Annotated in this window: 19 protein-coding genes; 2 read left to right on the top strand and 17 right to left on the bottom strand. The window is 31.8% G+C overall.

Annotation, left to right across the window (positions count from 1 at the left end):
- Positions 1-25: 25 nt before the first annotated feature.
- Positions 26-1450, top strand: coding sequence for a hypothetical protein (locus CLMAG_RS33225; RefSeq protein ID WP_242873013.1), 1425 nt, complete (start codon positions 26-28; stop codon positions 1448-1450).
- 157 nt (positions 1451-1607) lie between these two features.
- Here CLMAG_RS33225 and CLMAG_RS12240 read toward each other — a convergent pair whose 3' ends face one another.
- Positions 1608-2315, bottom strand: coding sequence for a Crp/Fnr family transcriptional regulator (locus CLMAG_RS12240; protein ID WP_066622430.1), 708 nt, complete (start codon positions 2313-2315; stop codon positions 1608-1610).
- Positions 2316-2507: 192 nt separating this feature from the next.
- Entirely contained in the window at positions 2508-2729 is a 222-nt protein-coding gene (locus CLMAG_RS12235) for a histidine kinase dimerization/phospho-acceptor domain-containing protein (protein ID WP_066622428.1), read from the bottom strand.
- A 37-nt stretch (positions 2730-2766) separates the two neighbouring features.
- Here CLMAG_RS12235 and CLMAG_RS34315 point away from each other — a divergent pair, with 37 nt between their 5' ends.
- A complete protein-coding gene (locus CLMAG_RS34315) occupies positions 2767-2895 on the top strand; it encodes a hypothetical protein (RefSeq protein WP_278330372.1) in 129 nt (42 codons plus the stop codon).
- 260 nt (positions 2896-3155) lie between these two features.
- Here CLMAG_RS34315 and CLMAG_RS12230 read toward each other — a convergent pair whose 3' ends face one another.
- The 15 genes from CLMAG_RS12230 to CLMAG_RS33710 all read right to left on the bottom strand — a co-directional run bounded on the left by CLMAG_RS12230 (position 3156) and on the right by CLMAG_RS33710 (position 14130).
- On the bottom strand, positions 3156-3455 hold the full coding sequence (locus CLMAG_RS12230; protein WP_066622425.1) for a nitrous oxide-stimulated promoter family protein: 300 nt from the start codon (positions 3453-3455) through the stop codon (positions 3156-3158).
- Positions 3456-3695: 240 nt separating this feature from the next.
- Entirely contained in the window at positions 3696-4031 is a 336-nt protein-coding gene (locus CLMAG_RS12225; protein ID WP_066622424.1) for a cupin domain-containing protein, read from the bottom strand.
- A gap of 173 nt (positions 4032-4204) precedes the next feature.
- The gene (locus tag CLMAG_RS12220) at positions 4205-4705 is read right to left on the bottom strand and encodes a methyltransferase family protein (RefSeq protein WP_066622422.1); all 501 of its coding nucleotides are present in this window, start codon (positions 4703-4705) and stop codon (positions 4205-4207) included.
- A gap of 356 nt (positions 4706-5061) precedes the next feature.
- The gene (locus CLMAG_RS12215; protein WP_242873035.1) at positions 5062-5310 is read right to left on the bottom strand and encodes a hypothetical protein; all 249 of its coding nucleotides are present in this window, start codon (positions 5308-5310) and stop codon (positions 5062-5064) included.
- 99 nt (positions 5311-5409) lie between these two features.
- Positions 5410-6153 (bottom strand): class B sortase, encoded by a 744-nt coding sequence (gene srtB, locus CLMAG_RS12210; RefSeq protein ID WP_066622420.1) that lies wholly within the window; start codon positions 6151-6153, stop codon positions 5410-5412.
- Between the two features lie 131 nt (positions 6154-6284).
- Positions 6285-7064 (bottom strand): DUF6448 family protein, encoded by a 780-nt coding sequence (locus CLMAG_RS12205; protein ID WP_066622418.1) that lies wholly within the window; start codon positions 7062-7064, stop codon positions 6285-6287.
- 109 nt (positions 7065-7173) lie between these two features.
- A complete protein-coding gene (locus CLMAG_RS12200; protein ID WP_066622412.1) occupies positions 7174-8649 on the bottom strand; it encodes an ATP-binding protein in 1476 nt (491 codons plus the stop codon).
- Positions 8630-9334, bottom strand: a complete 705-nt coding sequence (locus CLMAG_RS12195; protein WP_066622410.1) for a response regulator transcription factor — start codon at positions 9332-9334, stop codon at positions 8630-8632. Before CLMAG_RS12195 ends, CLMAG_RS12200 begins: the two co-directional genes overlap by 20 nt.
- Positions 9335-9448: 114 nt before the next feature.
- A complete protein-coding gene (locus CLMAG_RS12190; RefSeq protein ID WP_242873034.1) occupies positions 9449-10150 on the bottom strand; it encodes a SagB/ThcOx family dehydrogenase in 702 nt (233 codons plus the stop codon).
- An 89-nt stretch (positions 10151-10239) separates the two neighbouring features.
- On the bottom strand, positions 10240-10794 hold the full coding sequence (locus CLMAG_RS12185; protein WP_066622409.1) for a hemerythrin domain-containing protein: 555 nt from the start codon (positions 10792-10794) through the stop codon (positions 10240-10242).
- 4 nt (positions 10795-10798) lie between these two features.
- On the bottom strand, positions 10799-11425 hold the full coding sequence (locus tag CLMAG_RS12180; RefSeq protein ID WP_066622408.1) for a hypothetical protein: 627 nt from the start codon (positions 11423-11425) through the stop codon (positions 10799-10801).
- A gap of 213 nt (positions 11426-11638) precedes the next feature.
- Positions 11639-11800: a rubredoxin gene (gene rd / locus CLMAG_RS12175; RefSeq protein WP_066622407.1), complete on the bottom strand. Its 162-nt coding sequence runs from the start codon at positions 11798-11800 to the stop codon at positions 11639-11641.
- Between the two features lie 21 nt (positions 11801-11821).
- Positions 11822-13009: an anaerobic nitric oxide reductase flavorubredoxin gene (locus CLMAG_RS12170; RefSeq protein ID WP_066622405.1), complete on the bottom strand. Its 1188-nt coding sequence runs from the start codon at positions 13007-13009 to the stop codon at positions 11822-11824.
- 17 nt (positions 13010-13026) lie between these two features.
- Positions 13027-13722 carry an iron-sulfur cluster repair di-iron protein gene (gene ric / locus CLMAG_RS12165; protein ID WP_066622403.1) on the bottom strand — a complete coding sequence of 232 codons (696 nt, stop codon included), beginning with the start codon at positions 13720-13722 and terminating at the stop codon, positions 13027-13029.
- Between the two features lie 78 nt (positions 13723-13800).
- Positions 13801-14130, bottom strand: a complete 330-nt coding sequence (locus CLMAG_RS33710) for a hemerythrin domain-containing protein (protein WP_341420328.1) — start codon at positions 14128-14130, stop codon at positions 13801-13803.
- Between the last annotated feature and the right edge of the window lie 107 nt (positions 14131-14237).

Here is a 14237-nt window from a genome sequence, read left to right as displayed (position 1 = left end):
ATTTTACAAACTTAATCCCACTATCGTGGAGTACTACTCATCAAGTATTGAAAAGCTCTATAATTTAGATTTCGATGTCATAAAGCCATTAATTAGTGAAACATATTCTCTAACTGGTAAACCTTCAAACCAACAACCTGAACTTTTTAGATCATTTATATTAATGTCTGATTTAGGATTTCATAGTCTACCAAAGTGGCTTAGGCACTTACGTGCACATGATATACTTTGTTCTATCGTTGGTGTTTCAAAGTCAGATGTACCAGGATTAGGTACTCATTATGACTTCATATCAAGATTTTGGGGCGTGAGCCCTGAGACTGAAAAATCAGCTAGGAACTCACTTCATCCTTTTGTTTCCAAGCCCCGCAAAAAACTTGGGAAGAATGAAAAACTGCCACCAAAACATCCTGGTGTTATTAAAAATTTAGTTGAACAGGCTCTCAAAGGACGAACCATCGAAACCCGTCCTGAAAAGCTGTTTCAACAAATTTTTGCTAAGTTAGCTGTTGAGCCATCCGTAAAACTCGGCCTCCTTGGTGATACCAAAAAGCTTGATATATCAGGAGATGGAACCTGTATTGAAACAGGCGGTAGCTCACTAGGCACTAAGACCTGTGATTGCATTAAAAAAGGTATCTATAACTGCAAATGTAATAGACGATTTTCTGACCCTGACGCTAGGCGCGGTTGGGATAGCTATCATGAAAAATGGTATTATGGTCATTGCCTATATTTTCTTAGTGTTTATAATCCTAAACTTAAAAAGGATCTTCCAATATATTTTAGGATGGTTCAAGCCCAGCGTTATGATGGTGTTACTGCAATATTTACACTTTCAGAAGTTAAGAAAATGTATCCATTGTTTAACTTTGATAAATTTATTGCTGACGCTGCTCATGATAACTATCCTACATACAAGCTTCTTAACAAATGGAACATAAAAGCTGTGATATCCCTTAATCCAAAGGGTAAAGGCAAAAATAAATATGAGCCTCCCATTGGCTATACTAAGGATGGTGCTCCTATCTGTAAATGCAATCAACCTATGATATATGATTGGTATGATAAAGACAGAAGTAGAATCAAATATCGCTGTCCTTTAGTTAAAGGTAAAATTAGCAATTGTACTCATAGGGAAGTATGTTCTCCAAGTGCCTACGGCAGAGTAATATATGTCAAACCTAGTGATGACCTACGGTTGTTTACTCCTATACCTAGAAACACAGACTTATGGAAACAAATAATGAAAAAGAGAACATCTTCAGAACGAGTAAATAAAAGACTACTCGAAGATTATAATATGGAAGAAGCCCACTGCCGTGGTAAAAAACGTTGGTCTTGGTGGACATTAATCCATAGCATCAATATTCATTTAGATGCTCAACTATCTATTTCAAAAACTAATATATTGGACATTTTAGAATCAGCTGCAAACAAAGTGAGCTAATCTAAATAATTATTAAATTTTTCAAAAACTTATCCTTGGATGAGTTAGCTTTGCTATACTCTTTTTTAGGAATAATAGCTTTCTATTAGAGTTCTATGCACAAAAATAATATAATCAATATTTTTGAGTCCGCTGGAAATTAGTTTCCGAGCTTACTCTAATCATTAATTAATGCTTCCAATTTTTCCTTGTTAAGTATAGTAATGGTTTTTGAACCCTTAATGGAGATAATCTCCTCAGACTGTAGCTTTGTTAATTTTCGGCTAACTGTTTCCGTAGTGGTGCCAAGCAAATTAGCAATTTCATTTCGTGATAAATTAATAGAAATCAGTATGCCCTGCGGGGTAACCTTACCCTCTTTCTCCGCCAATAGCATCAGCCAGGTGACAAGTCTCTCTTCAATGCTTTTTAGCATTAAATCTGTAATAAATTTTTCAGTGTAAGACAATCTTTTACTTAGAGCATGTATAACACCTAGCGACATTTCAGGATTTTGTCTGATAAGATTTTTAAAGTCTTCCCTTGAAATAAGGCATGTTCCGGTATCTACTAGAGCTTCAGCACTTAGTGAATGGTGCTCGTCACTGAACAAGCTCAGTACGCCTAAAAAGTCGCCTTGTTCTAGAATACGAATAATTTGTTTTCGTCCATTTTTAGACATCTTATATAGTTTTACCTTGCCATGACGAATAATGTAAAGATAGTTAGCTGGATCTTCTTGTTCGAAAAGGATGGTTCCTTTTGCATATTCTTTTTTCTGTATCAAGCTGTTAATCTTCCTAAGCTCATCAGTGTCAAGGGTAGAAAAGATAGGTACTATACTAGCACACACATGTTCCATTTCTTTGCAGTCACTTTTATTCATTAAGTCATTCACCTCAAAATAACCACCTAAATAATTATAATATATTAGCATAAGTTGATGGTTTAATAGGACAATATAATTACATTATACAAAGAAATTGGGCGTAGTTCAAATTTAATAGTATCACTGTTGCCAACACTTATCTTCCGGCGTTAAATTGCATTTAGAAGGATGCTTGCTTTTTGTTTAATGTCAATTTAAGGTGCTTAAATTATCTTTTGGTATAACAAAATAAAATTCAGTTCCATCTGCAGCAGAGCTTTTTGCACCATATTCAAGCTTTGACAGCTGCAGCAAGTCCATAACTAGAGAATTTAATCTATCTACTTCTTTAATAATCTCGCCAGCATACTTTTTAGTATCTTTTTCATCTACCAGTCCATCATAAACTGCTTCACTATAGCTTCTAATCACACTTAAGAGAGTTTTAAAATCATGAAGAATAACATCTATGAGAGGATATGATTATATAACAAATATCCTTAAAAGCAAGCTAGGACTATCAGATACAGATATCACAAATTCCATAAACTCAAGAAAAACACCATATGATTTAGCATCTGAAAAGGGAATGACTTAAGGTCAGTTAAAAGCATCTTTACTTGAAGAGAAAACGGTAAGCATCAACTCAACGTCCCTTGATAAAGTATTAATATTTTCTTTTTCGAATTAAAATACATAAATACTCCCGAAATTACCATAAACATCATAACAATTGAAGTAAATATAGTAACTGTTTATTCATATATTACACAATAAAATAATTATGGGTTTTGACTTTTCCTTCTTCTGGAATACTTTCATTCAGCTGCAAACTCCAATTCGATTCATTCGGTTTGATTACTTGGAAAGCAAATGTTTCATAGCCATAATTGGATGATAGAATATTATTCTTGGACCCGAATACCTCATTATTTTCTTTACATTTTCTCTCATATCCGGCTTAAAACAATGCACTGTACATTTGGAGCAGAATTTTTTATCATCTCCAAATGTACACGAATTAATTCGTAAATGTGCATAGTTCATGATTTCTTTGCATCTGCTGCAAGGTATTACTGAGTGATTATTTCCTTTACAATAAATAATGGTTATTTTATCAAATATCTCTTTTTCAAGTACCCTTCGACTTTTTTTCATAGGTAGTTCTCCTTTCATAATAAAGAAACTATTGATAGCTATTAGCCATTTATTGTATTAATATTGATATTTGTACTGATTAACCTTGCTTCAATAAAATAGACAGTAAGAATCCCTAATTATATTTAATTCACTCAGTAATGCTATAAAACTTACATTAACAGGAAAGGCAGGATGTATCCGTTGGTTAAGTGGATCCTACGATCGAACGCTCCCACTTGAATTTTTAATCATATTTGTCTATTTCACAGCACTTTTTTGAGGGTTAGGTGTTTTTATCACATAAACAGAAAATACGCAATTCTGGTTGGCTTCCAACGCATGTGGAATTTGGAGCGGGCTAACCACAATATCCCCTGCTTCAACTATTTGTGTCTCACCTCCAATTGTAATCGCTCCTTTTCCCTCTGCTACCTGGAAAAGAACATCCACTGATGTCATATGGGAAGTAACCTTTTCCCCTGGTTCCATAAACAAATTAACAATACCTATTTCCGGCATGTCTATAATAGGCTTACCCTTTATACCCCATCCGGTATTCACGAATGGTAGTTCATTTACTTTAATCACTTTCATTACACGTACCTCCAATATTGTAAAACTACTTATACAACAACTAACCTAATATGCAGAAAATACATAAGGCTATATGAATGATGCCTTTATTATAGCATTAGTATTACATGATTTCCTTGATGCAAATCAATTTATCAGAAGTTTTATAAATTTTGGACATTATTGAAAAATTTTTATTTTTCATGTTTTGGGAACCAAGGAATACATCTGTTTACTCTCGACTTATAAGCCAGATATTCCTCTCCAAATATTTTCTCCATAACTTCCTCTTCTTTTTTCACCAATAATGTCATAACTCCCCAGTAAATAATAATTAGCGGAAGAAGAAAAAGATTATTTTCCCAAAAGATAAATCCGATAATAATAAGGGTGATTCCTGTATATAGGGGATTCCTCACCCAAGCAAAAACACCGGTTGTAATTAATTTATTGTTCCTTATATGTTTAAATAATTTGCTGGTTTTCACAGCCTTTATGCATAAAAAAGCTCCTAAAACAAGCACACTGGTACCAATAATAGACATTTGCATTCTTAAAGATTCAAAATAACCACCTGATAAATTCCCCATCTTTGAAATATGAACACCAACAGCTGTTAATAAAGTAATGATTGTAACATAGCAAGGTCCAACGCCAAAGTAGGACATCCTATTTCTATTGTAAATCTTATACATGTCTCTCAATACCTTCCATTCTTTTTTAAATAACTAACTTTTGAGGACCACTAGCTAACTAAATCAATTGCAGTCCGTCTGAATCCAGAATTTTAACCTTTTTATTTGAAATCTGTTAAAATTCTTCCTCGGATAAAAACTATCGAAGGGTAATGTAGTAATTCTCATTGAAATTATATTTTATTACATATCTTTTTATGATAAGCACTCCCTAATATTAAACTTGTGGCAGCAAATACACCTGCTAGGCTCCATGAAATCAGTGGTAAAGATTCTGTTTCGTTATGACTTACTTGAGCGTGGACAGCTTTACTTTCTTCAGCATGACCAGTTTTTTACCTTTTTAGCAACTAACCTCACATTACCACCCCCATTAAAAGTGCAATAATAATAGCAAATCCAAAACTTAACAAGTTTCTAGTTACTGCAAATTTAAGTCCAAATTCTCTTTTTTCAAGAGGAAAAGTAACTATTCCAACCATAGTAAGCGTAGTTAGGAATGCTACTATAGGAACTATGCTTGCACCTGCATCTATAAGTGAACCAACCAATGGAAAAGCAACAAAGGCCGGTATTAAAGTACTGCTACCTATAGATGCTGAAATAGTTGTGTATACTAGCGTATTTGATTGTCCTAAATAATGTTTTATTGTATCGTGGTATAAAGGTAAGTATTAACTCTCCAAACTATGCAAAAACGTGCATTATTTAATCAATTTAAAGTGTACTACAAATCTAGCATCTTCGAACTCATAGCTACAAGTTGATAGTGTAAGAATTACATCCTTTGAATTTGGAACTGTATCATTTAAATACAAAGACTTTTCCCTTATACTTTTAATAAATTCATTAAACTGGACATCATTTTTAAAATCAGTTCTTATATAATTAAAGTCTGTACTTGTTACATAAGCAGAAAATATCTGCCACTTATATTCTTGACCTAATATATTAAAGCTTATAATCTGATTGTCATTAAAAAATTTTTCATCCTTATAAAGCTTTAAATCACCAAACATAGTTCCATCCTTCATATGATGACCATATATAATTATATTTTTTTCAGTGTCAAAGAAATTTTTAAGATTCTGGTTACGATAATCCATAAAAATACTTCCGTACTCACTTGCTTCCTTTTTAATGTTATGATTAAGGTAATACTCATTGTCCTTGCCTTGAACTACAGGGTAATTAATTCTAGTGTTTCCTATATTAATCCATCCTACAGCATCTTGGTTTATTTTTAAGAGAGGCTCCATAAACTGTTCTCTTTTATATTCCTGACTTTCTTCTTTCATCTCATTATGAATAGTAGTTATATTTTTATTTAATTTATCATTACGGTATTTATCTATAAACCTATAACCTGTCATAATAGTGGAATAAGTAAATACTACAAGCAGCATGATAAAAAGAATCTTTTTAAAAACTTTTAGTTTTAACTTCATAATTTTACCTCTTATATAAAAAAATTACCTTCCTCGAATAAGTATCAAGGAAGGAAGATGTAGTACTACTCATTAGGCCTATATTTTTAAAAGTCCTATTAGAATAAGTTCTGCAATTGATATATTTATCTTTATTGAAATTTTCTTTTTAATCCTAAAGCAAGAGCTGCAAGGCCTGTTATTGCAGATGTAACAGCAAATGGTATTGTTCCCATATCTGCAGTTTTTGGATTACTAATTTCTTTGTTTTCTTTAGCCTCAGTATTTGTAGCGTGTTCACTTTCTTTAGCTGCAGTATGTACAGCATGCTGACTCTCTTGAGCTTCTCCCTGTGCAGCATGTCCTTCTTCTTCACCTTCAGCAAATTTAAAGAAACTTACATAAGCTTCGATATATTCTCTTCCAGCATCAACATTATTTACATCAAAATTCTTTAAAGCCATTACTTTTTCAAATCTCTCTTTTAATTCAGGCATTTTTTCTGCAGGTACCATGCCCTCCAATGGAGATAAATTTCCAACTTCAATACTCTTATCTGCTGCTGCTATTTTTTCATCAATAGGCGTTCCTACAGGTTTAACACCTGTGAAAGGTGCACCTTCTCCTGCTCTGTGAACTTTCACTAGCTCTTCAAAGAACTTCTTATCAGCAAGATTCTTTGCTTCAGGACTTACTTTCTCAGCTTTCATAGCTTCTTCAAACACCTGTGTTATTGCTTTTTCATTTTCCGGTTGAACCCATTTTAATGCATAATTAACGTTATTGCTCTCCAATGCCTTTTTTGCATCTGAAACAGTAGGTCCCTCCATAGTATCGCAATGAGCACTTGCCATTAGTGGCAATGCTGCAACGATAGAAAGTGCCATCAAAGACCTTCCAATAAATTTAGCTGATTTTGTTACTTTTTTCATAAAAAATTGCCTCCTTAAAATATACCGTATTATTAAACTCAACTTGTTAACTTCATTACTTCATTGAGTATATTTATATTTTATAGAGGCTTTTTGAACTTCATAGGGACTATTTGTGAACTTTTTCGTCCACTATCTTTTTTTTAGCAGGCAGGCTAAAACTAAAGGTAGAACCTTTACCTAAGGTACTCTCTACCCATGCTCTACCTTCTAAAAGTTCCATTATCTCTTTCACTAAAGACAATCCTAAACCTGATCCTTCTTTAGATAAGGGTCTTGCATCATTAATCTTATAAAACCTTTTCCACACATTAGGTAAGTCTTGTAAAGAAATTCCTATACCTGTATCTATAACATGTACACTTACTTTATTATCACCTTTATCTACTCTAACCAATATTCTTCCTCCCTTAGGAGTGAATCTTACAGCATTAGTAATATAGTTAATAATTACTTGCTCTATCAAATCTTCATCCCCTACAACTTTAGGCAGCGACCTTAATTCATCTATTTCTAAAACAAGCTCCTTTTCTTCCGCTAGGGGTTTCAATCTAGTAACTGTTCTTTTAATAATCTCATCAATACACAACTCTTTTTTATTTATCTTAACATGCCCTGCTTCCATTCTAGATAAATCTAAAAGACTATTTACCACCCTATGCAATCTTAATGTTTCCTTAAGAATTATTCTGAGATATTTCTTTTCCTGTTCTTTTTCATTTATGACTCCATCAAGAATTGCCTCAATATATCCTCTAACTGAAGTGAGAGGAGTACGAAGTTCATGGGATGCATTAGCTACAAATTCCCTTTGCATTCTTTCCATTTCTGTCATCTTATCTCTTTCATACTCTAAGTCTCTTAAAGTTTTATCTAGCTTTACTGTCATATAATTAAAGGTTTCAGCTAATTTTCCTATTTCATCATTAGAAGGAACTTTAACTCTTTCAGTAAAATTACCTTTAGCCATTTCCAAAGATATTTCTGTTATTTTCTTAATAGGCTTTGTAATATTTCTTGATATAAAAAAGCTTACAAAGGCTAAAATAACTATAGCTATAACACCAGCAAAAATTACAATTTTTAAAGCTTGAACAATGCTCTGATTAATATCTGAAAGTGGATTACAGGCAAAAACTGCTCCTTCTATATTACCATCAACATATATTGGTAAAGCCACAGAAAGAACAGGATCATCTGAATATTTTATATTACCACGACTTGTAACTGTTTCTCCTTTAAGTGCTCTTTTAATCTGTTCCCTTTCCGGACATTCACTATCATGGTTATCAAACTCACCTGGTCCACTAACTATATTTCCCTCTTTATTAACAATCCACATACGTGAAATATTCGTCTTATTATAAATATTTATTGTCTCATCCATTTGAGAAAAATCCTTATTTTTTATGTTAGGACTTACAATTTGGGCTATTTCTTTTCCTTGGATAAGAAGCTGTTGTTCTCTGATTCCATAATAATAGTTGTTAAAAAAAACATAAAATAATGAGCTTACTAATCCAATAGCAAGTAATATCAAAAGAAGATAAGTTGAAAAAAGTTTGCTAAATAGATTCTTCTTCATTTTTTATCACCTCAAATTTATACCCTACTCCCCAAACTGTTTGTATATAGGTATAAGGATGACCTTTTTCAGTTTTTCGACGCAATCTTTTTACATGAGTATCAACAGTTCTTGAATCACCCAAATAATCATATCCCCAAATTTTATTTAAAAGCTGGTCTCTAGTAAATACCCTGCCAGCATTACTTGCCAATAGCCATAACATTTCAACTTCTTTTGGGGTACTTACTATTTGTTCCCCATCAACAATAATTTCATATTTAGAAAAGTCAATGATGAGATATGGAAATTTCAAAATATCTTTTTCCTGCTCCTCATTCTTCACCCTTCTTAAAATAGCCTTAACTCTTGCTGCTACTTCTCCTGGGGAAAAAGGCTTGGTTACATAATCATCTCCACCTAAATTAAGCCCAAGAATTTTATCTGATTCTTCTGACTTTGCAGAAAGCATAATTATAGGCGTATCCATATCTTTTCTCAATTCCTTAGCTACCTGCCATCCATCCTTATAGGGAAGCATAATATCTAATATGATTAAATCCGGTTTAAATTTCACAGCTAACTCCAGAGCTTCTAATCCATTATCTGCTACATCTACTACAAATCCCTCTGCTTCTAAATATAATTTAAGAAGTTCTGATACATTTTCTTCATCGTCTACAACAAGAATTTTTTTATTTTCCATAATTAAAAGCCTCCAAGTTTAGGCATATAAAAAGAAATAACAAGTCAAATATCCTTGTATACTGACTAGTTATTTCTTTCAAGATGCCTTTAATAAAAACACTACATTAAAATTTTAATCTCGTTTCTTTCCAACGGCAGCAAGGTATATTACAAATTCTTCATCTCCATCTAATCCTAAAAGCTCGTCTATCATTCTTTGGTCATATATTCCTATAGCGCAGGTTCCTGCTCCAACAGATTCGCTAGCTAAATAAAGATTTTGACATACATGTCCAATATCTATTAGAATTTTCTTATGAGCTGTAATATCAAACTTCCACTCAGAGCGATAAGGAATAGTGCTCCATGCAAATATCACTGCAGCTTTTTTAATAAAATTAGGTACAAAAGGTTGTTCTAGAGTAATTTCATCTATTTTTTGGTCTATTCCATCTAGTTCAAACATAAATAATAACTTGTGCTCTACTGGAAGATATCTGTAGACACCATTTTGTATTCCTTGCATCTGCATAATGAATAAATATGTTTCAAATGAATGTGTTGCACCACTACAGGGAACTGTTCTAAGTGTAAGTCCAGCCTTATTGGTACCAGTAATAACTTGAGTAGTCCATAATAGATATGATAATTCCTCAAGGCTCATTGATTCATCTTTATAAAATCTTGTGCTTCTTCTTTCCTTTATACATTCATAGATATTCTGTTTTTTCACAACCTCTTCACTTACCTTTGGAAGATTAATAATCTTAGAAGATGGGTCGTAAGATTTAATACTCGGTGGTTGTGGCACTCCCTTCATCTTATCAGTTTTTATATTTCTAAATTCATTAAAGTTAGACTTCTAAAACCGTCTCTGTTGTTCATATCTAGCCATAACGTGTCCTCCATTGCAATGAAAATAAATCACTTATACTTTTGTTCAAGCAATTCTAATATTTTAATATACTTATTCTGAACACCAGCTCTATTCGTTTCCTCTTCAAATGTATTGCATTCCATATTAAATTTATTTAATATTTCTTCACTAAGAGATCTCTTTGCAAAGGAATATACAACATTGTCCTCTTTATCTATATGCCTATTTAATAGATGTGTATAAGATACTGCATTGGCTATTACATCAAGTTTTGCCTCATCATCACCAGCCTTAACTTTAGCAAGTGCTTCTTCAAGCTCCTTCATATATAATCTTCCAAAGTCATGCTCCACAAGCATCCCAAACTTAACTAATTTTTCAGCTGCACCTCCAAGTTCGTCCACCATTCTATTAAATAAAAAGTTCTCTTCCTTTCCATGATGATGCTTATCTGCATAATTTCTTACAAAGTCAACCATCATTTCAAAATCCGTATAATCAATTTCCTTTCCATTCATTATACCCAAGCATGCTTTTCTTATAACTTCTAACATCCTTTTTATATTTTTATGCTCCTCAATCATTAAAACAATTCCATCCATAAACTCACACCTTTCTTATTGCATTTGTTCCATTTTCTGTTCTAGTGTATTCATATCCTGTACCACTTGCACTTAAGAATCCGTTAATCCATGAATCTCTAAAATAATAATAATTGCTAATATTACCTCCAACTTCATCCCAGTAAACTTTATGAAGATCTCTTGTAGTTTCCCATGTAATCATAGTTTCGTTACTTTCATTTATTTGATTTCCCCTATCACATGGCATTCCTTCAAGCATATAATCAAAAATTAGCTTAAAGAAATCTTCCGGCGAACCTTCATTGATTCTAAGTTCCTTCATTATATTTACTGCATTTTCATAAAAAACATGGCTAATATCCTCTTTTTTAACAATGTTATTCTTTAATAATTCAGTTACAACATATGCTAATCGGCTTTCTACACTTATTATTCTTTCCTGAAGCCAGCCATGAATATTACTATGCTCTATTTCATTTTCTAGTAAACCTTTTACAGGTGCTCCATATTTCGAATAACTTTCGCTCAACAGAATTTCATTATTATAGCCATTCCTTTCAGCTAGCTCCACTATATTTTCTATTAATTTTTCATGTAATTTAATTTTATCGTATAACCAATAATGAATTTTTCCTAAAAATGCACTCATATAGTCTACCTCCCTATTTTATGTTCACTAAATCATCAATAATTTTACAAACTCATTATTTCTCTAATTAAAGTATACCAATCTTTCTAAATTAATTCTGTAACTAACGTTACAACCTTTATCTATTAATATATACTTAGCATTTGTCCCTTAATTAAAAAATTTTGAATACAAGGTAATAATTAGTTTCTTGTATTCAATCCTTATAATTTATTATTCTACTTTTTCAAAATCCGATTTTGGTACTCCACATAATGGACATACCCAATCATCAGGAATATCCTCAAATTTCGTTCCAGGATCAACACCATTATCACTATCACCAACTGTTGGATCATAAATATAACCACATACTGTACAAACATATTTTTCCATAATAAACCTCCTAAAATATAATTAGATTTTTTCTAAAACATCCTTTCCCAAATCTCTGCACCTGTTTAATCCATCTTCATCTGGATTCCACAATTCTCTTATTCCTTCATTTATTATCTCAAAACCAGCCTTAATTAATTCTTCCCTAATAATTTTTATAGATTCGCCACTCCATCCATAACTACCAAAGGCCACTGCTTTCTTTCCCTTAAATTCAAGTCCTTTAATCATTTCTAATGTTGCTGCTGTTGAAGATAATATTCCTTTATTTATTGTTGATGAACCAACAAGCACTATTTTTGATTTAAATACTTCCGTAATAATATCATTTTTATCACTTTTAGATGAATTAAAAATCTTTATTGTAATATCTTTATTTAAACTTTTTATACCTTCTGTTATTGCTTCAGCCATCCTTCTTGTACCGTTCCACATTGTATCATAAATTATTGTGATCTGATTTTCCTGATAATCCTTTGCCCATTCCATATACTTATTAACTATTTGCAATGGGTTATCCCTCCATATTATACCGTGACTAGGACAGATCATATTAACCGGTAAATTAAAACTCAATACCTCTTCTATCTTCTTTACAACGAATTTACTAAATGGAGTTAAAATATTTGCATAATATTTTATTGCCTCCTGAAATAATTCTGCCTGATCAACTTTGTCATTATACATTAACTCTGAAGCATAATGCTGTCCAAAGGCATCATTACTAAATAGAATATTTTCACCAGATAAATATGTAAACATAGTATCCGGCCAATGAAGCATCTTCGCTTCTACAAAGGTTAGTTTATTTCTACCTATATCTAATGTATCCCCAGTTTTTACCTCTACAAAGTTCCAATCCTTATGGTAATGTCCCTTTAATATTTTAACACCACCTTTTGTGCAATAAATTGGAGTATTAGGTATCTCTTTCATTAAATCTACAAGTGCACCACTATGATCGCTTTCAGAGTGGTTCATGATTATATAATCAATTTTGTTTAAATCAATTTCCTTTTTTAGATTAGTTACAAATTCTTTAGAGAACGGTTGCCAAACTGTATCTATAAGCACAGTTTTTTCATCTTTAATCAAATATGAATTATATGAAGAACCTTTATGTGTAGAGTATTCCTCTCCATGGAAAGTTCTTAATTCCCAATCTATTTTTCCAACCCAAGTAACTGTATCACTAATCTTAAATGGCATGGTCATCATCCTTTCCATTATATATTTTTGAATAAGATATTATTTTCAAGATGAATATGCTCAAAGGTATCTTGCTCTAATTCTCTTAGTTTTCTATAGGTTAGCTCAAAGGTTTTACAAGCATCTTTTGGGGCAATATAATGTTCTGTTACTTCCCTTAATTCTTTAATTATATCTCCTGCACCTGTATGCTCCTTTTCCAACTCATTTAAAAGATTTAGAACCTTTTCTTTATTATGATTATTTTTATCTACTGCATATTCTTTTATAACTGGAAATATCAATTCTTCTTCTTTTACTAAATGTTCCTCAAGTTCTGTTCTTAGAGTGTTAAATAGTTTATGAACCTTAAAAAGTTCTTCATGGTTTTTACCATGTACTTTTAATATCTTAAAGGCAAGTTCACTTATTTTAGGTAGTTCTTCTTTTAGATATGCATGGTGTGTGCCTTCAATATAATCTACAAGTTTGCTTGGTTTTTCCTTCGCCCAATCTGTAAATTCCTCATTTTTTTCTTGAAACTCTTTATATCTCTCATTTAACAAAGTTAATATTTTATTTTCATCGAGATTTTGCTCTTTTATGGCTTCCGTTAGTGGTCTATTTCCTCCACAACAAAAATCTATTCTATACTCTAAGAACAAATTACTTGCTCCTGGAAAAACAGTAACAATATCTCCGATTTTATCTGATACCTTAAAATTATTAACCATAACGATCCTCCTAATAGTTCTTTTATTTTTAATTTGTAAAAAAATTTATGTGTTTTGGACTGTAATCTCATTTATTTGTTATAGAGATTTCATTTTTGGATATAAATATATATCTTCTTTAGAAATTCGATTTTCCAATAATTTTATTATCTCCTTACTCTCTTTTAAAAATCCATCCACATCACTTAAAATCTTAGTTTTTGTGTTAAACTTATTTTTATAGTTGCTAAATTCTTGGTGAATATTACCCATTTCCTCGCTGTATTGTTTAGCAATTTGTTTTAACTGTTCGTCTCTACTATTAATCAATTCTGGATATAAAAACTTATCCTCTGAGTTCATGTGGATATTTAATTTACCTGCAAGTGTATTTATATCTCTTACTAATGTATCTAGATTTACTTTTATGTCATTTTAATTAGTACCTTGCTTGATTTTTAAAAATAAATCCTTTATTTCTACATGTTGTCGTTCTAAATTACTTATATTTGCCATATTACTTTCCCTCCTGTATT

This window comes from Clostridium magnum DSM 2767 (assembly GCF_001623875.1).
GTDB lineage: Bacteria > Bacillota > Clostridia > Clostridiales > Clostridiaceae > Clostridium_AM > Clostridium_AM magnum.
The sequence above is the reverse complement of the archived record's forward strand: the minus strand, read 5'-3'. Positions and strand labels throughout refer to the sequence as shown.